At 51.5% G+C, this 22,990-nt stretch carries 16 protein-coding genes; 10 read left to right on the forward strand and 6 right to left on the reverse strand.

The features are described from left to right. The first annotated feature begins 7 nt into the window (after window positions 1-7). The 6 genes from pta to NT002_03930 all read left to right on the forward strand — a co-directional run bounded on the left by pta (window position 8) and on the right by NT002_03930 (window position 7,274). Entirely contained in the window at window positions 8-1,024 is a 1,017-nt protein-coding gene (gene pta, locus NT002_03905) for a phosphate acetyltransferase (protein ID MCX6828407.1), read from the forward strand. A gap of 4 nt (window positions 1,025-1,028) precedes the next feature. Beyond that, window positions 1,029-2,246 carry a pyridoxal phosphate-dependent aminotransferase gene (locus tag NT002_03910; protein MCX6828408.1) on the forward strand — a complete coding sequence of 406 codons (1,218 nt, stop codon included), beginning with the start codon at window positions 1,029-1,031 and terminating at the stop codon, window positions 2,244-2,246. Beyond that, a complete protein-coding gene (gene pckA / locus NT002_03915; GenBank protein ID MCX6828409.1) occupies window positions 2,243-3,901 on the forward strand; it encodes a phosphoenolpyruvate carboxykinase (ATP) in 1,659 nt (552 codons plus the stop codon). Before NT002_03910 ends, pckA begins: the two co-directional genes overlap by 4 nt. Window positions 3,902-4,087: 186 nt before the next feature. Beyond that, entirely contained in the window at window positions 4,088-4,375 is a 288-nt protein-coding gene (locus NT002_03920) for a zinc ribbon domain-containing protein (protein MCX6828410.1), read from the forward strand. After that, the gene (locus NT002_03925) at window positions 4,365-5,732 is read left to right on the forward strand and encodes an FAD-binding protein (GenBank protein ID MCX6828411.1); all 1,368 of its coding nucleotides are present in this window, start codon (window positions 4,365-4,367) and stop codon (window positions 5,730-5,732) included. Before NT002_03920 ends, NT002_03925 begins: the two co-directional genes overlap by 11 nt. Before the next feature lie 249 nt (window positions 5,733-5,981). Next, the gene (locus NT002_03930) at window positions 5,982-7,274 is read left to right on the forward strand and encodes a citrate (Si)-synthase (protein ID MCX6828412.1); all 1,293 of its coding nucleotides are present in this window, start codon (window positions 5,982-5,984) and stop codon (window positions 7,272-7,274) included. 41 nt (window positions 7,275-7,315) lie between these two features. On the opposite strand, the gene NT002_03935 is transcribed toward NT002_03930, so the two are convergent. The 6 genes from NT002_03935 to NT002_03960 all read right to left on the reverse strand — a co-directional run bounded on the left by NT002_03935 (window position 7,316) and on the right by NT002_03960 (window position 16,923). Next, window positions 7,316-9,355 carry an ATP-binding protein gene (locus tag NT002_03935; protein ID MCX6828413.1) on the reverse strand — a complete coding sequence of 680 codons (2,040 nt, stop codon included), beginning with the start codon at window positions 9,353-9,355 and terminating at the stop codon, window positions 7,316-7,318. 39 nt (window positions 9,356-9,394) lie between these two features. Next, window positions 9,395-11,344, reverse strand: a complete 1,950-nt coding sequence (locus NT002_03940; protein ID MCX6828414.1) for a PAS domain S-box protein — start codon at window positions 11,342-11,344, stop codon at window positions 9,395-9,397. 494 nt (window positions 11,345-11,838) lie between these two features. Beyond that, a complete protein-coding gene (gene trxB, locus NT002_03945) occupies window positions 11,839-12,768 on the reverse strand; it encodes a thioredoxin-disulfide reductase (protein MCX6828415.1) in 930 nt (309 codons plus the stop codon). Between the two features lie 4 nt (window positions 12,769-12,772). After that, window positions 12,773-13,657 carry a complex I NDUFA9 subunit family protein gene (locus NT002_03950; GenBank protein ID MCX6828416.1) on the reverse strand — a complete coding sequence of 295 codons (885 nt, stop codon included), beginning with the start codon at window positions 13,655-13,657 and terminating at the stop codon, window positions 12,773-12,775. Then, a complete protein-coding gene (cobO, locus tag NT002_03955) occupies window positions 13,654-14,202 on the reverse strand; it encodes a cob(I)yrinic acid a,c-diamide adenosyltransferase (GenBank protein MCX6828417.1) in 549 nt (182 codons plus the stop codon). The genes NT002_03950 and cobO overlap by 4 nt, the downstream gene beginning before the upstream one ends. A 33-nt stretch (window positions 14,203-14,235) precedes the next feature. Continuing rightward, window positions 14,236-16,923 carry an FAD-binding protein gene (locus NT002_03960; protein ID MCX6828418.1) on the reverse strand — a complete coding sequence of 896 codons (2,688 nt, stop codon included), beginning with the start codon at window positions 16,921-16,923 and terminating at the stop codon, window positions 14,236-14,238. A gap of 295 nt (window positions 16,924-17,218) precedes the next feature. Between NT002_03960 and NT002_03965 the strand changes: the two genes are divergently transcribed. From NT002_03965 to NT002_03980, 4 genes are all read left to right on the forward strand, one after another. Next, on the forward strand, window positions 17,219-17,641 hold the full coding sequence (locus NT002_03965; protein MCX6828419.1) for an Rrf2 family transcriptional regulator: 423 nt from the start codon (window positions 17,219-17,221) through the stop codon (window positions 17,639-17,641). A 92-nt stretch (window positions 17,642-17,733) separates the two neighbouring features. After that, a complete protein-coding gene (gene dcd, locus NT002_03970) occupies window positions 17,734-18,288 on the forward strand; it encodes a dCTP deaminase (GenBank protein ID MCX6828420.1) in 555 nt (184 codons plus the stop codon). Between the two features lie 101 nt (window positions 18,289-18,389). Beyond that, a complete protein-coding gene (nifJ, locus tag NT002_03975) occupies window positions 18,390-21,965 on the forward strand; it encodes a pyruvate:ferredoxin (flavodoxin) oxidoreductase (protein MCX6828421.1) in 3,576 nt (1,191 codons plus the stop codon). A 351-nt stretch (window positions 21,966-22,316) separates the two neighbouring features. Then, window positions 22,317-22,990, forward strand: a 674-nt coding sequence (locus NT002_03980) for a tetratricopeptide repeat protein (protein ID MCX6828422.1), incomplete at its 3' end; no start/stop codon positions are given.

The following is a 22,990-nucleotide window of genomic DNA, read 5'->3' on the forward strand; positions in this document are numbered from 1 at the left end:
TTGTTAGATGTTGTCTGAAATTGGAGGGGGCAAGAATATTCTTGATATAATCAAGGAAAAGGCGCGGGCCAAGAGCAGAAGGGTGGTGCTTCCGGAGGGGACCGAGCCGCGGGTGGTAAAAGCGGCCAAAGCGATTGTGGAACAGAAAATCGCGGGGGTGACCCTTCTGGGTAACAAAGATGAGATCGCCCGGCTGGCCAAAGCCGAAGGGTTGAATCTCGAACTGGTGCGGGTGATCGACCCGAAAAATTCGGAGCTTCTCCCCTCTTTTGCCGCCGAGTTTTATGAACTTCGCAAGGCCAAAGGGATAAGCGAGAGAGAAGCCGAAGAGACGATGAAGAATTACCTGTTTTTCGGCGCCATGATGGTGCGCCGCGACATGGCCGACGGCTCGGTGGCCGGTTCGATCAACACTACCGGCGATGTTCTTCGCGCGGGTATTCAGGTGATTGGTCTGGCGCCGGGGATAAAGACGGTCTCGGGGGCGTTCATGATGACGGTGCCGAAATATCGTGACACGATAAATAAAATATTCATGTATGCCGATTCGGCGGTAGTGCCGAATCCCGACCCGGAGCAGCTGGCCTCAATCGCGGTTTCGACGGCACAGACGATGAAGAATCTGGTCGGCGAGGAGCCGAAAGTGGCGCTGTTGTCGTTTTCGACCAAGGGTTCGGCGAAGCATGAGGATGTCGATAAAGTTCTGGCGGCATTGGAAATTCTGAAAAGGAACTATCCCGATTTGAAAGTGGACGGCGAGTTTCAGGTTGATGCCGCCATCGTGCCGGAGGTGGCCAAATCGAAGGCCCCCGGTTCGGTTATTGCCGGTGATGCCAATGTTCTTATTTTCCCGGATCTCGATGCCGGCAATATTGCCTACAAGCTAACACAGCGGCTGGCCAATGCCATGGCCACCGGGCCGATCATTCAGGGTCTGGCCAAACCATCCAACGACCTGTCCCGCGGTTGTACGGCACAGGATATTGTCGATGTGACCGCTATTGCGATGCTAATGAAAGGATGATCCTATGACCATCAGTAAACTTGCGCGTGAAATCAAAGAATCGCCGACTTTAAAAATGAATGAAGCGGCGGGAAAACTTCGGGACCGCGGCGAACCGGTGATTCATCTCGGGGCCGGGGAGCCGAAAAGCAAGGTGCCTCTCGATGCCATCCTGAGCGCCGCCGCCAAACTGACCACCGCCGATATCCGTTATACCCCGACCGAGGGGATTTCCTCTCTTACGAAAGCAGTGGTACGGTACACCGAGGAAAACTACGGAAAAGCGGTCACCACCAAGAATGTTATTATCTCCAATGGCGCCAAGCATGCCATTTACAATCTCATGGTGACTCTGCTGGACCCGCAGGACGAGGTGATAATTCTCGCTCCGTACTGGGTCAGCTACCCGGAAATTGTCAAGATGTGCTATGGTATTCCGGTGGTTGTCAATCCCGAGGACGGCCGATTCTTTCCCTCGATAGACGATATTATCGAGTCGACCAGTTCCTATACCAAGGCGATAATTGTCAACAGTCCCAATAATCCCTCGGGCGCCATTTATCCTGCGGAGCTGATCGCCCAGATTGTCGAGTTCTGCGAGAAAAAGGGCATTTACCTGATCATGGATGATATCTATCACAAGCTGGTTTTTGACAAGAAGACCGCTGTCTCATGCTATAAATTTGCCAAAGACCAGACCGATTCCTCCAAACTGATTGTGGTCAACGGCGTGTCCAAGATGTATGCCATGACGGGGTTCCGGATCGGCTGGACGGTGGCCAACACCAAGATAATCGGAGCCATGATAAATGTTCAGGCGCAGAATATGTCCTGCCCCTCGGTGGTGCTTCAGGAGGCGGCCGCCGGCGCTCTCAACGTGGTACAGAGCAGTGTTGAAAGCCTGCGTCTCACACTCGAAAACCACCGTAATGTGATGCTCAACGAACTGCGGGCTTTCACCGGCATCAGGACTATCCCGCCCGACGGTACTTTCTATTGTCTTCCGGATTTCCGGGCGTATAGCAAAGACTCAGTGGCGCTTTCGAAGATGCTGTTGGAGAAGGCGCTGGTGGTAACGGTTCCGGGCAAAGAGTTCGGTATGGAGGGTCACCTTCGCCTGAGCTATTGCGGCAGCATGAAGGAGATAACCCAGGGCATCGCCCGTATCAAATGGGCGCTCGACCCCGATTCACCCAATGAGATTTTCATTGGCGACAGAAAATACAGGAGAAACTGGAAATGAGTCACTACATACTTGATATAAAGTCTCCGGCGCTGTCTCAGGCCAAAGACCTCAAGAGTGATTTCGGCCTGGAAAACCTCGGCTTTCGAAATCTGAATAATGTCTACTGGAATCTTCCCACCGAAGCTCTTTATGAAGAAGCGATATTCCGGGGCGAGGGGAAAATTTCATTGATGGGGCCGTTCATTGTCAACACCGGGAAACATACGGCTCGCGCCGCCAACGACAAATTTATAGTGCGGGAGCCTAACAGCGAGGGGAATATCTGGTGGGGACAGTACAACCGTCCTTTCAACTTCGACAAATTCAACGGCGTCTTTCAGCGCCTGCAGGGGTACATGCAGGGGCGCGACCTCTTTGTGCAGGACTGCTACGGCGGCGCCGACCCGAACTATCGTCTGCCGGTGCGGATTATCACCGAACTGGCCTGGCATTCGCATTTCGCGCGGAATATGTTCATTCAGCCGGCCACCAATGATGAGCTGAAGAGGTTTGTACCGGAATTTACCGTGATATCGGTGCCATCATTCCAAGGGTTGCCTGAAATCGACGGCACCCTCTCCCCCACTTTTATTCTCCTCAGTTTCGACCAGAAAATCTGCATTATCGGTGGTTCCGGTTACGGCGGCGAAATCAAGAAATCGGTTTTTACCCTTCTAAACTACCTGCTGCCGCTGGATGGAATTATGACCATGCACTGCTCGGCCAATATGGGAAAAGACGGCGAAACGGCGCTCTTCTTCGGCCTTTCCGGAACCGGCAAGACCACTCTCTCGGCGGACCCGAATCGGCAGTTGATCGGTGATGACGAGCATGGCTGGAGCGATGAAGGGGTATTCAATTTTGAGAACGGCTGTTACGCCAAGGTAATCGAGCTTTCGCCGACGGCGGAACCGCAGATTTATGCCTGCACCCGGAAATTCGGGACAATTCTGGAAAATGTGATTTTCGACCCGGTGACAAGGCTTCTCGACCTGGATGACGACACCCGCACCGAAAACACAAGGGCTTCGTATCCCCTGAGTTTTATCGACAATGCGGTTCCGAGCAAAATGGGGGGACACCCCAAGAATATCCTGATGCTCACCTGCGATGCCTCGGGCGTGATGCCGCCGATCGCCAGGCTGACGCCGGATCAGGCGATGTACCATTTCATTTCCGGATATACCGCCAAGGTGGCGGGCACCGAAATCGGTCTGGGAAAGGAGCCGGAAATAACTTTCAGCGCCTGTTTCGGCGCGCCATTCATGGTGCACCACCCTTACTATTATGCCGAGATGCTTAAGAACAAGATTCTCAAACACGAAGTGAATTGCTGGCTGGTGAATACCGGCTGGACCGGTGGGCCATATGGAATCGGCAAGCGGATGAGTATCCACCATACCCGGGCGCTTCTGAATGCCGCACTGGACGGCAAGCTTCTGAATGTGGAATTCTATACCGATCCGATTTTTGGTTTCCAGGTTCCCAAGAGTTGCGAGGGAGTGCCGGAAAAGGTGCTTAATCCGATCAACACCTGGGATGACCGCGCCTCATACAAGGATAAATATCTCCAGTTGGGGGCGCTGTTTATCGAGAATTTCAAGAAGTTCCGTGATGGCTGCCCGCCCGAGATTGTCGAGGCCGGCCCAAAGAAGAAGGATTTTCCGATTTAAGGGCACTTATAGCCGGATTTTGCGGTGAACTTTCGCCGTCAAAATCTGTTAAACGGAGATGATATAAAGATATTAGACCACCCCGCGGGGTGGTCTAATATTTGGTCAAAGGTCGCAGGAATTGATTTGGGTGCGACCGATATTAAGTGAATGACTGAGTAATAATAGTCCAAGGAGTCGAGTGATATGCCGACTTACCAGTATAAATGCTCCAAGTGCGAATATGAATTTGAAGAGTTTCAGAAGATGACCGACCCGCCTGTGGAAAGCTGCCCCAAATGCATGGGCAAAACCCGCCGGATGGTTACCGGCGGCGCGGGATTTCTTTTTAGAGGCTCGGGATTCTATATCACCGATCATCGTTCCGATGCATACAAGGAATCGAGAAAAAAAGAGGGTGGCGAAATAATTACGGTTAAGCCGACCGAAACTAAGAAAGAAAAGACCGAAGCAGGCCCCAAGAGTGGCGACTGAGAGTCACAGTCGGTTTTTTTCTTCTCTCAAAGAGAAGTATCATCAAAAAGTAATTCTTGATACCGATACCCTTCCGGATTATTTCCGAGACGCCTCGGAAATAAGGGTCAGGCCGCCGGCCATATTCTTCGCCGAAAATGAAAGCGATGTCATTGAGATCACCGATCTTTGTCGCGAAGAGGGAATCCCGATTGTTTTCCGCGGCGCCGGAACCGGATACACCGGCGGGGCGGTGCCGGTGCCGGATGGGTTGCTTTTGTCACTGGAACATCTCAAAAAACTTGAAATTGATGCGGGAAGAAAGATGGCTTTCTGCGGCCCGGGAGTTATTACGATTGATTTGATGAAAGAGGCGGAAAGGCATTCCCTGTTTTATCCCCCCGATCCGGCCAGCTATGATGAATCGTCGCTGGGCGGCAATGTGGCCGAATGCGCCGGAGGCCTCCACTGCAAAAAATACGGGGTCACGAAGGATTATATCATCGGCCTGAGAGGCGTGACCGTGGAAGGTGAAATCCTTAAGACCGGGGTGTACTCGGATGGGGAGCTATTTGACCTGGCCGTCATCCTGACCGGCTCCGAGGGACTTCTGGCGGCAATCACCGAAATCGCGGTCCGGTTGATAGACCTTCCCCCCAAAGGGACCACTATCCTGGCTGCCTTTGATAATCCCGAGAACTCGGCCCGGGCGGTCAGCGAGATAACCCGCTGCGGCATTGTTCCGGCGGTTATGGAGTATATGGATGGCGATGCAATCGCCTGCTCTAACCAGTATGAGAAGGCGATAGAAATCGATAATGCGGCCGCCCTGCTTCTTTTCGAGACGGCCGGGCATGAAGACCAGCTTCAGACGGAGCGGATCATCCATATCTGCCGGATTTTCAAGGCGATTTATCTGAAAAGCGAAGGCGATCCAGAACAGGCGGAAAATCTCTGGAAAATCAGGCGGAATCTCTCGAAGGCGGTCAAGGCGTCGGCGGTCAGGAAAATTTCCGAGGATGTCTGTGTGCCTCCCTCGCGGCTTCCCGAACTGGTCGCTTTTGTGGCCCGCCTAAACGAGGAATATCCGGTCAGGATAAACTCTTACGGCCATGCCGGCGACGGCAATCTACATGTCAATTTTCTGGCGGCGACAGAGGGGGGCAAAGAAGATGAATATATAGACCAGGGGATCAGAAGGCTTTTTGCGACAACCCTTGAACTTGGCGGGACTCTGACCGGCGAACATGGAATCGGCCTGACAAAAAAGGAGTTTCTCTATCTTGAATTCAGTCGGGCCACAATCGCCTTCATGAGGGGGGTCAAAGAGGTTTTCGATCCGCAATATATGCTCAACCCCGGCAAGATGTTTTGCTAAAAGGAGAGCCGCCCTGTCGAGGCAGGGGCAGGCTTCATACACCGGAACAATCAAAGATCTTCGCATCAGGCTGCCCAATCTCCGATTTTGGTGGAATTGAGTCCAAATTTTTCAAATTTAGAAATTGTTCTGTTGACAAGCAGGATGGGATAAGTTAATATATCATAATCTAATATATGTGAAAGAATTCACAAGGCTGGGATTGACATTAAGAAACATTAATAATCAACATTTACAGGAGTAAAAAAGATGGCCACATTACAGAAAAGGTTGTCCGAAATCATTCCTGGACTCAAGGAGGAGATAAAGAATCTCACCAAGAATCATGGTGAGATCAAAATCTCCGAGGTAAACATCGGGCAGGCCTATGGCGGCATGCGCGGTGTCAAGGGAATGATCTGCGACACATCGGTTGTAAACGCCGATACCGGTCTGGTGATTCGGGGCTTCCCGATCAAGGATTTGACCGAGAAACTGCCGGAAGAGATTTTCTATCTTCTCTGCACGGGGGAGCTTCCCGACAAGACCGCTCTGAAAGCGCTTCAGAAAGACCTCTCGGAAAGGGCCAAGGTTCCCAAATATGTTTGGGATGTACTAACGGCCATGCCGAAAGATTCCCACCCGATGGTGATGCTCGATACGGCCATTCTGGTCATGGAGAAGGAATCGGAATTCCGGAAGATGTACGATGCCGGAATGACCAAGGATGAGTACTGGAAACCGATGCTGGAGGATTCGCTCAATATTCTGGCCCGGATGCCGGTAATCGCCGCGGGGATTTACCGCATGCGGTTTAACAAGGGGAACAAGATCGGCCCCAAGAAAGATCTCGACTGGGGCGCCAACTACGCCCATATGCTCGGCATTAAAGATAAATCGGGCACTTTCGCCAAATTGATTCAGCTCTATCTGACGCTGCACAGCGATCATGAGGGCGGCAATGTCAGCGCCTTCTCCTGCCATACGGTCGGCTCGGCGCTTTCCGATGCCTACTATGCCGTATCCGCAGGGCTGAACGGTCTGGCGGGTCCTCTTCATGGTCTGGCCAATCAGGAATGCCTCGCCTGGATTCTGGAAGTAATCAAGAAATTCAAGGGTGTTCCCTCCGATGAGGACTTGTATAAATTCGCGTGGGAGACGCTCAAGTCCGGGCAGGTGATTCCCGGTTACGGCCATGCCGTGCTTCGCGTGACCGACCCGCGTTTCACCGCCTTCTTGGAATTCGGCAAGAAATATATCCCGGATGATCCGGTGTACCAGCTGGTGGCCAAGGTCTTTGATGTAGTACCGAAGGTCCTGGCCGAGCAGGGCAAGGTCAAAGATCCGTGGCCGAATGTTGATGCCGGCTCCGGCGCTTTGCTCTATCACTACGGATTGACCGAGTTCCCGTACTACACCGTTTTGTTTGCGGTGTCGCGTGCCATGGGAATGTTGTCGCAGTTGGTTTACAACCGCGCCATCGGGACGGCCCTTACGCGTCCCAAATCGGTCAGTACCGCATGGATCAAGAAGCAGATTCCGGCGGTTCCGCCGCCGCAGTAATCGGCAACATTATCAAGACGGCGGCTTCGGCCGCCGTTTTTTTATGCGGCGGGAAATATGATTCTGAATTCGGCGCCCCCCCCGGGCGGCGTGAGCAATTCCATTTTCCCCTGAAATTCCTCGACAATCTGATGCACGATCGAAAGGCCCAGACCGGTACCTTTGTCCTTGGTCGTGAAATAGGGGCTGAATATTTTCTTTCTTATCTCCTCGGGAATTCCCGGGCCGGTATCTTTAACCAGAAGAACTACCTGCTCATGGTCGCGGAATAACCTGACCAGGACATTTCCGCCTTTTTCCCCGCAGGCCTCGAGGCTGTTGCGAACGAGGTTAATGACCAGTTGTTTGAGGCGGTCTTCATTTCCACGGATGGAAAGGCCCGATTCGATCCGCGATTCAAGTTTGACTCTGTCGGTCTCAATTCCAAGGCCAAGAAAGCGCACCGCTTCCTCGGTAACATGACCGGCATCAAATTGATTCCGGGCAGATGACTGTCCGCGCGCCATCGCCAGGAAGCGGGAAACGATTTCATTCAGGCGATTGGCCTCCGATTTAATTTGGCGGGTGAAGGATTGAAAATCCTCGGGATTTTCTTTTGGCTTGAATTCGGCCATCAGACGCTGGGCGGCGATGGAAATGGCATTGAGCGGATTCCTGATTTCATGCGCCACGCCGGCGGCCAGGTCTCCCAATTCGGTGAGACGCTCCTTGCGGCGGGCGGTTTCCTCAAGTTCCTTGATGCCGGTGTAATCGTACACCACAGCCACCGCTCCGGCCTCTTTGTTTTCGTAGTCATAAAGGCGGGCGATGTTAATCAGAAGGTGCTTCTTGCCGGATGGCAGTTCCAGGGTTGACTCCACCTCACCGGGACCATGATGACCCGAAAGGATTCGGTCAAAAGGAATGACTGTCCGGAAAGCCAGGTTTTGCCAGAGCTGTCCGACAATTTCCGTTTCCCGGGCGGCGAAAATATTCAGAAACTGGCGATTGGCCATCTCGATAGTACCATCTTTGCCGATCGTGACCAGCCCGGCATTAATACTATCAAATACTTTTTCCGAAAGCGACTTAACTCTCTTAAAGGAGCGGTCAAGTTTGATACGCTTCTGTTTTCCGGACAAATAGAGCATTGCCAGGACAAGAACGGCAAAAATGACAGCGCTCAAGGCAATCATCTGGCGGTCAAAACCGGCCATAATGCTGTAATATTTTTCGAGGGAAATTCCCAGGCGGAACAGACCCCGGGGATATTCGACCGAGGAAAACGGTTTGACCAATTCCAGAACCCGCATTTCGTTGTAGAGATATTCACGGGAGAGCACGGTATCCGATTCCAGCGCCGAGGCAAGGAACGGGTCTTTCTCGATTTTCAGCATTGGGCCTATTTTGCGGGAGGAGAAGATGATGCCCTGTTCGGTTTGAAAGAGGATGTACTCAATACCGACCTCACGGGCGATATTCTGCACCAGGTAGCCGATGCCGATATCTCTCTTGGCGGAGGAATAGAACAGCGCATCGGAGACAAAGGCAAAGACAAATTTTTCATCGGCGCTTTTCTGCAGGAAAAGCAGCGAGGCATTTCCCGGCGATCCGCTTTCGATGGTTTGGAAGCGGCTGCCGGAGACCGAATCGTTGAGGAGCGAGTCAATCAGAGGCATTAGCAACTCGCGAATTTCCTCCAGATTGATAAACAGCCCGCGCGCTCCGGCGGCGACAGGCGTTAAGCTGGTATCGAAAATAAAAATGGCATCGATGCCGAATTCGGAGGAGAAATCGGCCATCTCGGCGGAGGAATAGCGCAGGTCGCGGCGGCTATCGAGAAACCCGACCAGGTCGGAGAATTTCTCCTGCACAAAGAGATCGAACAGGGAATTGGCCTTGATGGCGTTATCGGCCGAGAGGGTCATGCTTTCGATCAGGGCGGTTCCCTGCTGGCGTATCAATTCCAGGCTGTCGCTGCGGCTCTTCTGTATGCCCAGGTAGGTAAGGACAAATAACAGGAGTCCCAGGATGACGGCGATGGGCAGGGCAAGTCGCGCCCGGGGGCCAAATAATGTACCGCCAAGTTCGGAATCAGGCATGAAATCAAGTTAGAGTTTTAGAAAAGCGAGGTCAATGATTTATTTTGACGCGTCCGACGGCACTTTTTGCGTTTCCCCGGCGCGCCTTTCCTGCCCGGAGGCGATTTCTCTTTTCACCGGCAGGTTGATCACGAAGATAGCCCGGGATTCATCGCCGGTGTGATAAGCGATTTCACCCTTGTGGATGTCGGCCACATTTTTGCAGGTGATCAATCCGAGGCCGTTGCATCCCCTCTTGGTGCTGAAGCGGGTGACAAACATTTTGGGGATATTTTCCTCATTGATTCCGGGGCCGCTGTCGGTGACCTTCAGAATTACATTTTGACCGGATTCATCAGGAGCGGTTGAAATTATTATCCAGCGGGTTCCCTCGAACGTGGTCATAGCTTCGGCGGCGTTGTAGAGGAGGTTGACCAGCAATAGCTGAATCTGGCTGGCATCGATTTCCACCAGCGGCAGATTTTCGGAAAGATTGGTGCCAATCAAAATGTCATCGAATTTGTTCTGCGGTTTGACAAAGGCGATCAGGTTTTCAATCAGCTGGTTGAGATCTTCTTTGCGGAATTCGCTGTTTTCGTCGCTGAACTGGGTGAGGCCGTCGGTGAATTTGGATATCTTCGTAACAGTATCTTTCATCACATTGATTTTCTGTTCGCACTTAGCCGTGTCGTTTTTGGCCATGAACATGGGCAGGAGTTCCAGATTCCCCTGCAAAATGGCCAGATAATTATTTATTTCATGGGCGATATCGCGGGCCATTTTGCCGCGCGAGGCGATACGGTCGAGCCTGAGAATCATATTCTGGTAGTTTTCGCTCTCGGAAATATCTTTGATAAAATAGAGCATGGCGATCGGCTTACACCCTTCGGGCCCCAGGGTGGTATGAACAAGCAGGGCGGGAAACCGGCTGCCGTCGCGCCGCCGGCAGATAATTTCCTGGGTCTCAAGATTCTCGGTTTCCGTGGCATTGAGCCGGTCGTGGGTGTTGGGCAGGGCAAACAGGTTGCCAATTTTCCTCCCCAGCAGGTCGCTTTGATTATAGCCGAAACCGCGCGCCGCCTGCTGATTATAGATGATAACCTGATCATCAAGATCGGTCACAATAATGGCATCGGGAGAATAATCGACCAGCGCGGTCAATATTGACTCGGATTCGATAAGGGATTTGTTGGCTTTCACGAGTTCGTGATTGGCGATCGACAGTTTGCGTTGCTTTTCGGACAGGCTCTGGGACATCTGATTGAAGGCCCGGGCCAGCCGCTGAATATCTTTATCACCCTCGTCTTCGGACACATAATGCTCATGACCGTCGGCGGTTCGTTCCAGCGCTTCAATGAGGTTGGCCAGCGGCCGCTTGACACCCCGGAACATCAGATTGATGATTAGAAGAGAAATAAGAGCCGAAAACAGGAAGAGCAGAAAGAGCACTTCCGCCTGATTCCCTTTGGCGTCGCCCTCCATATCATTTGATGCGGTCAGATATATGGCATAGTCATTTCGGGCATTGGTGGGCCGCATGATAAAGCCCAGATGACTTCCATCGCCGGAAAGAACAGTCGGGCTCCCGGCGCCTGCATAAATGAATCCATTCCGGAGGCTGGAATCGGGAGCAGTGGAGAACTCCAAAGGATGAGAATCAAACCCGGTGCGATCGGACAAATGGAACAGGCTGTCCCGCCCGGTTCTGGGATTATGATAGATGACATTGACGGCATCAACCCAGCTGTTTTCCCGAACAAGCCGCTCCGCTTCACTTTTCATTTTCGAATTATTGAAGGGACTGGCAGTGGAATCAGCCTCGATCAGGTCAAAGAGGGTCTGGGATGCCACTTCGGCTTGCTGTCGTTGCCGGTAATAGTGCTGGGTCGGCGTATCGCTGCTACCGGAATCAAACAGCACCAGCGCCAGGGCGGCGAATATGAAGAGAACCTGGATTATAATGAGATGTGAAATTCGTATAAATAAACCGGGAGTTTTAAAGCCAAGCATTTTCTCACCCTAATACTGTTTCCGCCAACATTATCACCATTATCGGCAGAAAAGCTGATTCAGATTAGGGATTAGAAGGGGATAAAAAAATAGGGAGTGGTGGAGGGGGGATGCCCGACTCTAACGTCAGGTGGCTGGTAGGCCAGCACACACCACTCCCTAAATCTCTAACAACTCAGGGAGGAAAATTGTTCGTTTCTTGCTTAGCAAAAAAGCAACTATCGTGCCGGATGGAACATAAGCAGTTAAAGAAGGACCAATAAACACTACATTCCTATCCACTTTCAAGGCAACATATTCAGTGCTGCCTGCAAGGATATGAATCAAGCAAAGAGGCTTTGCCCCGGAATAGATGCGCAAACGGCTTCATAATAGACGCAACTTCAGGCAGTTAAGACGGTTAGAGGAATGCGCAGAAATTGCCCCGGCAGCGGCAGATTCAAATCTTGCATGAGGACAGTTTGAACCCTCTGCAAAGGGGAAATTGGGAAGTTTCAACTCTCCATTTCTTCGATGTACTTTTCGGCCGCCACCGCCGCAGTCGTGCCGTCACCCACGGCATTGGTGATCTGCCTGACCATTTGGCTGCGCACATCGCCGCAGGCGAATATGCCCTTGATAGAGGTTTCCATACGCTCATTGGTAATAATATACCCGCCCTTATCCTTATTGAGCGGCTCGCGGGTCAGATTGGAATTGGGCACAAATCCGACAAATATAAATATGGCGCCGACCTCCAGAGTTGACTGCCGGCCGATTTTGACGTTGCGCAGCGACAGATTTCGGACGCGGTTGTCGCCGTTGATGGAATCGATGACGGTATCGAGGATAAATTCGATTTTGGGATTATTGTGCGCCCGCTGCTGGATGATTTTCTGGGCCCGCAGCTCATTACGGCGATGAATGATGTAGACTTTGCTCCCGAATTTAGTGAGGAACAACCCTTCTTCCACCGCGGCGTCTCCCCCGCCGGCGACAGCAATCACCTGGTTCTTAAAAAAGGCGCCATCGCAGATGGCACAGTAAGAAACGCCCTTTCCGGCAAAATCTTTCTCGCCGGGGACATTAAGATGATTGGGCGATCCACCGGTTGAGATAATGACCGCTTTGGCGCGATAAATATCACCCGAGGCCGTCACGACTATCCGATCATTCCCATCGCTGTATATCTCGGTGACTTCATCCGAGGCGATCTCGAGCCCGAAATGCTTGGCGTGCTCGGTCATCTTCATGGCCAATTCCGGGCCGGCTATCAAATGAAAACCGGGGTAATCCTCGACTTCTTCTGTATTGGCAATCTGCCCTCCGGGAAGGTATTTTTCGATTAGCACGGTTTTTCGATTGGCCCGGGCCGCATATAATCCGGCCGTAAGCCCCCCGGGACCACCGCCTACGATAACGATATCATACTTTTTTTCGGTCATTTTATCACCTCAGATATTCTTTCAAAGCATCTTCAAGTCGCGTCAGTTTTATGTCAAAAATCTTTTGCGCTTCGATGTTGCTGCAAATATTTCCCGTTTTCAGCATTTTCAACTGGTCGCGGGTCAGCGGGGCGGGCTTGAGGACGGCCTCAAGCAGGGTCGCCGCAAATTTCATAAACCACATCGGTATATAAAGGTTCAGTCTTTTTTTGTTCAACACTTTTTTTATGATGGCTATCAATTGAGGGTACTCGAGCTGCTCGGGCCCGCCAATCTCAATTATCCGGTTGGCCGCTTTCTCGTTGGTGAGAGTATCTTTCAGCATCAGAGTGAGGTCACCGATATAGAGCGGTTGAAGCAGAGCACGGCCATTTCCCACAATGGGAACCAGCGGAGATAATTTCACCATCCGGGCCAGCATATTGATAAATTTGTCCGCCGGTCCGAAAACCACCGAGGGTCGAAAAATGGTGTAAGGTATCCCGGAATTTCTGATTATCTCTTCGGCTGCCCATTTGGATTGAAAGTACCGGGTATCGGTCGAAGCGGAAGTCCCCAATGCGGAGAGGTATATTATTTTCTTGACGCCATTGGGCCGGCAGGCTGCAATCAGATTCTTCGTTCCCCCGATAACGGTCTTTTCGAAGGTGAGCGTTTTTGTTTCGGCGATGATGCCGACCAGATGATAAACGACCTCTATGCCGTTGAGAGCGCTTTTCAGAGATTCAACATCATGCAGATCACCGGCGACATATTCAACCATCCCCTTCGCCCCTTGTTTTATACTCCTGCGACGGCTGATGACGAAAACGGTATGACCACTCTCCGCAAGAGCCCCAACGAGATTGTGCCCGATGAATCCGGTCCCTCCCGCAACGGCAATTCTCAAAAATCGACCCCTTTCTGGGCCAGAATCCCTTTCTGATAGGGATGTTTTATCTCCTTCATTTCGGTCACCAGATCAGCTTTATCGATCAGCCATTTGATAGCACTTCGCCCGGTGATGACCAGATGGAGGTTCTCCGGCTTGGCAGCAATGATGTTTTCCAGTTCCTCCCGGCTTATCAGGCCGAGATTAACCGCCACGTTCAATTCATCGAGAATGATCAGTTGATATTTCTGCGCGGATATTTTTTCCAGAGCCATTTCGTATGCTTTGCGGGCGGCGGCGCGGTGTTCCTCGAAACTCTTCTTATCATCGATTATGCCGACAAATCCCTCACCCATGACATTCAGTTCCACATTGGGCGCCAGTTTTTTTATTCCATCCAGCTCGCCATATTTCCAGCTTCCCTTGATGAACTGGATAATACAGACCTGCCAGTCGTAGCCGATCGCACGCACAGTCATCCCGAGCGCCGCCGTGGTTTTCCCTTTGCCGTCCCCGGTATAGACAATCAGCAATCCTTTTTCCTGTCTTGTATTTTCGCTCATGATAATCTTCCCGTCAAAATGTTCCGTTTAAAATTACTCTTTCCCGAGTCGGTTGGCAAGTATTTCTATCGGATGAACAACGGTGAAACGGTCGCCCATTTCGGCCCTGATCTTCATCTGGCAGGCGGGACAGGAAGTCATCAGGTAATCGGCCTCAATCTGTCCATACTCTTCTTTCTTTTGGGCAAACATCAGTTTTGATTCCCGGAAATGAACAAAGCCGAACGACCCGGCCTGAGCGCAACAGCGATCGGCATGAAGGGGACGGATGATAGGGATATTATTTAATTTCCGCAAAAGCTTCTCCGGTTCATTATGGAGCCCGGCGGCGCGTAGATGACAGGGGTTATGATAAGTTACGGTCGTCATTTTTTCGGAGGTGAAAATTGAAAAATCGATTTCCTGCCGATTCAGGTACTGGCTGATATCAAAGCATTTCCCGGTTAGTTTTTCGGCCTCTTGCCGGTATGGATCGTCTTCGGAGAAAAGCTTCTCATATTCTTTCAGACGCAGGAGGCAGGAGGCGCAGCCGGTGATGACGGCTTCAAAGGGCTTGAGGCGGTCAATATTGTAACGGGCCTTTTCCAGAAGATTCTCACGATGGCCGTAGACTTCATAGGGCAACCCACAGCATTTCTGTTCGGGCATGGAAATATCTATTCCCAACCGGTCAAACACCTTAAAAATCGCCTCGCCCACCGATGACTCCAGGAGATTGTCGGCGCAGCCATGAAACAGGGCCACGGTACCTTCAGAGGCAATCCTTTCAGAAAATCGTTTACGAAGCGATTTGGCAGCAATGGCCGGAAACCGGGCGGTGCGGTCGAGACCAAAGGCCGGGCCTCCCAGCAGGCCGACGGCGGCTCTGCCCAAACCGCTCCGGACGAGCGGCTCCGCAATTTTAGCCAGCCGAAGCGAAAGGCCAAGGAGTGATTCACGGTCGGCAAAGGCAACAGCCGCTTTCGAAAGAAGGGCTGGTTTCTCGCTGCGGTATTTTATGATTTCGGCGGCAATATCGACGCCGGCCGGGCAGACAATAGTGCAGTTTTTGCAGTTGAGACAGTACGCCAGGTGCTGATTGATAATACCGCGGTTGTCTCCTGACTGGTTGATGATTCTCAGCCAGCCGCGCGGGGAGAAATCCTCGCGGCGGAATATGTCATAGGCGGGGCAGTACCCGTTGCACTTTCCGCAGGCGGCGCAGTACGACTTGATCTTTTCATAATCGATCTGCGCGGTGAAGGGAGTATCGCTTAAGACAACGCCCGGCGCCAAAATATGATCCGGGTCGAGGGTTTCTTTTAACTTGAGAAATATCCGATATATTTCCTCGCCGTAGACCTTCTTAACCAGAGCCGCCCGCAATCTTCCATCGGCATGCTCGGCGGTAGTGGAACCGCCCATAGAAATTACCCTGTCGTAAACCTCATTGTAAATCCTGACGGCCAGTTCAAAATCATTTTTGTCATTTAAGTCAAACAATGGCCGGACATGCAGATTACCATCGCCGATATGGCCAAAAATGCCATAAGTGAGATGATGCGCATCAAAGAGAGAGGTGGCAAACTCGATAAAAGCCGGAACCTGATCCGGCGGGAGCGAAATATCCTCGATCAACGCCAGAGGGCGCTTCTTGGGATGATGCCGGTAAAGGGTTGGGACAATAGCTTTTCTGGCCCTCCACAAGGCGGCGGTCGATTCGGAATCCGAGGCGAATTCGGCCGGAGCAACCAGATTCAGGCGCGCAGTCAGAGCGTCAAATTTCGCTTTCCTGGCATTGATGTCATCATCAAACTCTACCAGTAACAGGGCCGCCGCCGATCCGGGAATACCGAATTTATCTCTCCCGATGAGATTAAGAGTGGAGCCATCAACTATTTCCAGACCGGATGGCCCGATGGCAAGAATATCCGGCACGGCACGCCCGGCTTCAATCAGAGAGCCGAAGTAAAGCCGGGAGGTAAGAATTTCCGAGGGCAACGGCAGCAACCGAAGCCGGGTCGATAAAAAGAGTCCAAGGGTTCCCTCCGAGCCGACCAAAAGTGCGGGAAGGTTGAATACTCCGCGCTCAAGGTCGGTTATGACCTGACGCAGGTTGTAACCGGAGGAATTTTTTTTGAGGGCCGGCCATTTTTCCGCGATCAATCGCTTATTCTCCTGTAGAATCTGGAGAATGATTTCGAATTCAGGATCGGTCTGCAGGAAGGTCTTAAGTTCCATCGAGCCAAGTGGCAGTTTTTTCAGGGTTGCGCGTTTCCCCGATGGCTTGACAATTTCTAATTCCTCGACAAAATCCGAGGTCAGACCATATTTAACGGAGCGGGGGCCGGAGGAATTATTTGCCAGCATACCGCCGATCTGGCATGAATCGCCCGAGGAAGGATCGGGCGGGAAAAAAAGGCCAAATTTCTTCAAGGCCAGATTGAGTTCGTCATAGATTATTCCCACCTGGGTGAGAACGGTCTTACTGGCAATGTCAATATCCAGAATTGATCGGAAATTACTGAAGTCTGCAATCACGCCGGTGCCGACCGCCCCCCCGGCCAGGCCTGTCCCGCCACCCCGGGCGGTGACAGAAATCTGCTTCTGCGCAGCCAGTTTAACAGCTTCGACAACATCTTCAGCGGATTGAATAAGCCTGACAGTCTCCGGCATTGCGGCATAAATTGAGGCATCGGAGGCGTAAGCGACGAGCGATGTTTTACTTTTCAAGCGGGTCATTCCGAGTTGTGCCTGCTGTAAGTTACAGTCATCAGAATAGTTCCATTATTATACGACTAATGCGGTGTTCTTTTCACTAATATAATATACTTATTTTGGGGCGGCGGTCAAATCCTTATGAAATTCAAGGGAATAACTGATATGAAAAGTGCTTAAATTGTGAAAAAAGTAACAATATTTTATTGACAATATTGTTCTTTTTGTCTATAATTTAAATAGAGACAGATAACATCATAATTGGGCGGTTTTGCTTTTATTTGAGCAGGCAGAGCTGTCACAATCTGAGGTGTTTGGTATGCAGTTCACAAGAGCGGAAGAATACGGGATTATGGGTGTCATGTATCTGGCCGAACAGGACAGGAGCCGGGTTGTTCCCTTGTCGGAGATTGCTGATGCTCAGGAAGTCCCGGAAAAGTTTCTCGCCAAAATATTCCAGAATCTCACCAAGTCGGGATTGGTCAGATCGCATCGGGGAGTGAAAGGCGGATTCACTCTGGGCAAGACACCCGATGGGATTTCGATGCGGGAGGTCGTTGAAACCATTCAGGGCCCTTATCAACTGATCAAATGCCTGCATGACAAGGAGTGTTGCGAGAAATACCGGTGCTGTCCCATAAGGGTAGTGCTGGAAGAGGCTGAAAGACAACTGCTGGATGTATTCAATAAATACACGGTGGATGATCTTCTGAAATGGAAAAAGAAAGCCGCCAAGGCTTGATGCATTAAGGTTTTCTCTCCAAAAAAGAGTTGGCCTGTAGGCAACGAATGCGTATATTATTAGGTTTTTGTTCCTAAGTTTTAGGAGAGAAAGTGCCTGTAAAATCGGATCGGTGGATAAAGGAAATGTCACTCAAGAAGGGAATGATTCGTCCTTTTACCGCCAAGCAAATAAAGAGCGGCATCAGCTACGGACTGTCCTCTTACGGCTACGATATCCGGGTGGCCGACGAATTCAAGATTTTCACCAATGTCAATTCATCGATAATTGATCCCAAGGATTTTTCGACCGATTCATTTGTTGATGTCAAAGCCAAATCGGTGCTGATTCCACCCAACTCTTTTGCGCTGGCGCGGTCGGTGGAATATTTCAAAATCCCGAGGGAAGTTATCACCATCTGTCTGGGCAAATCGACCTACGCCCGATGCGGCATTATCGTTAATGTCACGCCCTTTGAGCCGGAGTGGGAAGGATTCGCCACTCTGGAAATATCCAACACCACTCCCCTACCGGCCAAGATTTACGCCAATGAAGGAATCGCACAGATAATTTTTCTGGGGGCGGATGAGCTCTGCATGGTCTCTTATGCCGACAGAAAAGGCAAATACCAGGGGCAGAAGCATATTACTCTGCCGAAGACAATCTAAGGGGCATTAAATTCAAGGAAATCATAACAATTATCAACTGGAGATAGATTTTCATGTCAACCAAACCAGAAGAAAAAGCGACGAGGAGGGCCGGTGATTCCATGACCAAAACGAGAAGAATGGTCACGATTGACGGGAATACCGCGGCCGCCTATGTAGCTCATGCCTTGAGTGAAGTAATCGCCATATATCCTATCACACCTTCATCCAATATGGGTGAAATCGCCGACGCCAAATCGGCGGACGGCGAGACCAACATCTGGGGGACAATTCCCAATGTGGTCGAAATGCAGTCGGAAGGGGGCGCCTCCGGCGCGGTTCATGGAGCCGCCACGGCCGGGGCGCTGACCACCACCTTCACCGCTTCGCAGGGACTCCTGTTGATGATTCCCAATATGTTCAAGATTTCGGGCGAAATGACGCCGACGGTGTTTCATGTATCGGCCCGTTCGGTGGCCACTCACGCCCTCTCTATTTTCGGCGACCACTCCGATGTCATGGCGACTCGTTCGACCGGTTTCGGCCTTATTGCCTCAGGATCGGTGCAGGAAGTGATGGATCTGGCGCTAATCACTCACGCCGCGTCGTTGGAGAGCCGGGTGCCGTTTGTTCATTTCTTCGATGGGTTCCGTACCTCGCATGAGGAGCAGAAAGTTGAGCAGTTTGATTTTGAGGATATCCGCGCCATGATCAGTGAAGAGGCAATTGCGGCGCACCGCGCCCGTTCCCTCAGCCCCGACCATCCGACGCTGAAGGGATCTTCACAGAACCCGGATGTTTTTTTCCAGGCGCGAGAGACGGTCAATAAATATTATTTGAAGGCTCCCGAGATTATCCAGCAAGTAATGGACCGGTTCGCGAAAGTTGTCGGGCGTCAGTACCGGCTGTTTGATTATTTCGGCGCCCCGGATGCCGACCGGATTGTAATTATGATGGCCTCGGGCGCGGAAACGATGCATGAGACGATTGATTATCTCAACGCCCATGGCGAAAAAGTGGGGTTGATAAAAATCCGGTTGTATCGTCCTTTCTCCATCGAAGCGCTGCTTAAAGCGATTCCCAAAACGGTCAAAAAGATCGCCGTGCTTGACCGCACCAAAGAGCCGGGTGCGGTGGGCGAACCGCTCTATGTCGACATACAATCGGTTGTCGGCGAGGGGATGAAAAACGGGCTGGCCCCGTTCAGTGAATATCCGCTGATTGTCGGCGGGCGGTATGGTTTAAGCTCCAAGGAGTTCACTCCGGCCATGGCCAGGGCGGTTCTGGATAATATCAAAATCGGCCAGCCGAAGAATCATTTTACGGTCGGTATTGTCGATGATGTCACCTATACCAGTCTTGAGGTTGACAATTCTTTCAGTGTCGAAGGGGATGATGTTTTCCGCGGGCTGTTTTACGGCCTGGGCGCGGACGGCACGGTCGGCGCCAACAAAAATTCCATCAAGATTATCGGTGAAAACACGAACAACTATGCTCAGGGTTATTTTGTTTACGACTCCAAGAAAGCCGGCGCGGTCACGGTATCGCACCTGCGTTTCGGCAAGAAAATTATCCGCAGCCCCTATCTGATCGATTCGGCCAAGTTCGTGGCCTGCCACAATTTCTCTTTCCTCGAACGGTATGATATGCTTTCGCCGCTCGTTAAGGGAGGCACTTTCCTGCTTACCTGCCCCTACGGCCCCGAGGAAGTATGGGACAAGCTGCCCATGGAAGTGCAGAAACAGATAATCGACAAAAAAGCCAGGTTCTATGTGATTGATGCGATCAAACTGGGCAAAGAGCTCGGCCTGGGGGCGCGAATCAACATGATCATGCAGACCGCTTTCTTTTCCATCAGCGGCATTCTGCCCAAGGATGAAGCGATCATGGCTATCAAGGATGCTCTGAAAAAGACCTATGGCCACAAAGGCGACAAAGTGGTGCAGATGAATTATGCCTCGGTCGATGCCGCGGTCAGCAATATTCACCAGGTGCAGTATCCCGACCGGGTCACCAGCAAGATCAAGATGCCGCCGCTGGTTCCCGAAAACGCTCCCGAATTTGTCCGGTACGTAACGGCGACAATTATCTCGGGCAAAGGCGATACGCTTCCGGTTTCGGCGATGCCCGATGACGGGACATTCATGACCGGCACGACACAGTATGAGAAGAGAAATATTGCGGTCGAAATTCCGGTCTGGGATGAACAGCTCTGCATTCAGTGCGGTATCTGTTCCATTGTTTGCCCGCATGCCTCAATCAGAATGAAAATTTATGATTCCAAGCTGCTGGCGAAGGCGCCGGAGACTTTCAAGGCGGTCGATGCCAAAACCAAACAGTATGAAGGGCTGAAATATACGCTTCAGGTGGCACCAGAGGATTGCACCGGCTGCGAGGTCTGTGTCAACGCCTGCCCGGTTTACGGCAAGGACGACAAGGGGAACAAGACCGACCACAAGGCGATCAACATGGCGGTGCAGCTTCCCCTGCGCGAGAAGGAAGCCAAGAACTGGGAATTTTTCCTTTCGCTGCCGGAGACCGACCCTTCGCTTTTCAATCCCGAGACGGTCAAAGGAAGTCAACTGGTCAGGCCGTTATTCGAATTTTCGGGCGCCTGCGCCGGGTGCGGCGAGACGCCATATATCAAGCTGGTCAGCCAGTTGTTCGGTGATCGGGCTTTGATCGGAAACGCCACCGGCTGCTCATCGATTTATGGCGGAAATCTTCCCACGACACCATATACCAAGCGTGCCGACGGGCGCGGGCCGGCCTGGTCCAACTCCCTTTTTGAGGACAATGCCGAATTCGGATTCGGGATGCGTCTGGCGGTCGACAAGATGAAAGAGCATGCTTTGGAATTGACCGCCAAGCTCTGCCCCGAGGAGTACGAGGCAATCAAGAACGCCGACCAGTCGATTCAGGCCGGGATTGAACTTCAGAGAGAGCGGATCGTGAAGCTGAAAATGAAACTGCAGAAAATGCGCGGCGAAGAAGCCAAGAAGCTTTTGACCATTGCCGATTATCTGGTGAGAAAATCGGTCTGGGCTTTCGGCGGTGACGGCTGGGCGTATGATATCGGGTTCGGCGGACTCGATCATGTGCTGGCCTCGGGAAGAGATGTCAATGTCCTGGTGCTCGATACCGAGGTTTATTCCAACACCGGCGGACAGATGTCCAAATCATCGCCGATGGGAGCGGTCGCCAAGTTTGCGGCCGCCGGCAAGCCGATTCCCAAGAAGGATTTGGGAATGATCATGATGGCTTACGGGAGTGTTTATGTCGCGCAGATTGCCATCGGAGCGAGCCAGAATCAGACGGTTAAGGCGATAGTGGAGGCCGAGCGGTATAACGGACCCTCCATCATCATCGCTTACAGCCATTGTATTGCACATGGCATAGACATGTCGCACGGTCTGGATGAACATAAGAAGGCGGTTGATTCCGGTCACTGGATTCTCTATCGTTTCAACCCGGAGCTGATTGCGCAGGGGAAGAACCCTCTTCAACTGGACAGCAAGCCGCCGTCGATAAGTTATGCCGACTATGCCTATGGCGAGGTTCGTTTCCGGACTCTTAAAGCCAGCATGCCGGAGCGTTCCGACAAATTGATTCGGATGGCTCAGGAGGATGCGGTGAGGAGATATAATCTCTACAAGCAGATGGCCGCCATGGATTATAGTTTTATGATCAAGAAATAGTCCGAGGCGGCCGGCTAAATCAAGGGCAGGATGGTTGTTCCTGCCCTTTTCTATTTGCTGTTGCGTCAGGTCCTAGATTCCGCCTTAGCGGAAGCGAGACCTGACGCCTCCGTAGGATATTCTATGTTGCTGTTGCGTCAGGTCCTAGATTCCGCGCCAGCGGAAGCGAGACCTGACGCGACAGAGGTGGGGCAAGAAAATATTGACTAACAGGGAAATATTCGCTGTTGCGTCAGGTCCTAGATTTCGCGCCAGCGGAAGCGAGACCTGACGCAACAGAGAATCGCATCAAAATTAAATTGACTATTCGGTCAATTTTGATGATACTGTTGACCTTAGGGTAAGAGCAAAATGAATTCGCTTGAATACTATTATCATCAAATCAGAATCTGGCTGATCTTACATAAATATAAAGTGACTGCCGGGATCATTTTGGCGGTTATCAGCATATTAATAAGCTCTTTTGGGTGGTTGTGTCCACGACCGGCGGAGTTGTCAAAGCAAGATCAGGAAAAGATTGATCAAATTCCGCAATTGGAGCAGCGCACTGCCGAAATCGCCGAATCCGTGAAGAAACTGGAGAATGCGCTTGGCCAAAAGCCTTATTTGGATGGCCTTACCCAGTCGCCGCCACCGGTCTTCAATCCTTTCAAGAAAGGGCTTGATTTGATGGCTCAATCCAAATGGGATGAGGCCATTGTCGAGTTTAAGATATCAATGAAAGAGGCCAAAGGAAGCCAGCTCGTCGCCCTGTACAATCTCATCGGAATATGTTACGACACCCCCGGCAAACTCGATTCCGCGCTCTCATCTTACAATAAATCCCTGGAGCTGGCGCGGCAATTTGCAGACAGAATGGGGGAAGCGAATGCTCTGGGGAACATCGGGAATATCTATTATGCTAAGGGGGACTTAGATGCGGCGCTGAAATATCAGCAAGAGGCTTTAAAAATAGATAGGGAGATAGGTTATAAGCAGGGTGAAGCGTCGGACTTGGGGAACATCGGACTGATCTATAAGGCTAA

The organism is Candidatus Zixiibacteriota bacterium, from assembly GCA_026397505.1.
GTDB lineage: Bacteria > Zixibacteria > MSB-5A5 > GN15 > PGXB01 > JAPLUR01.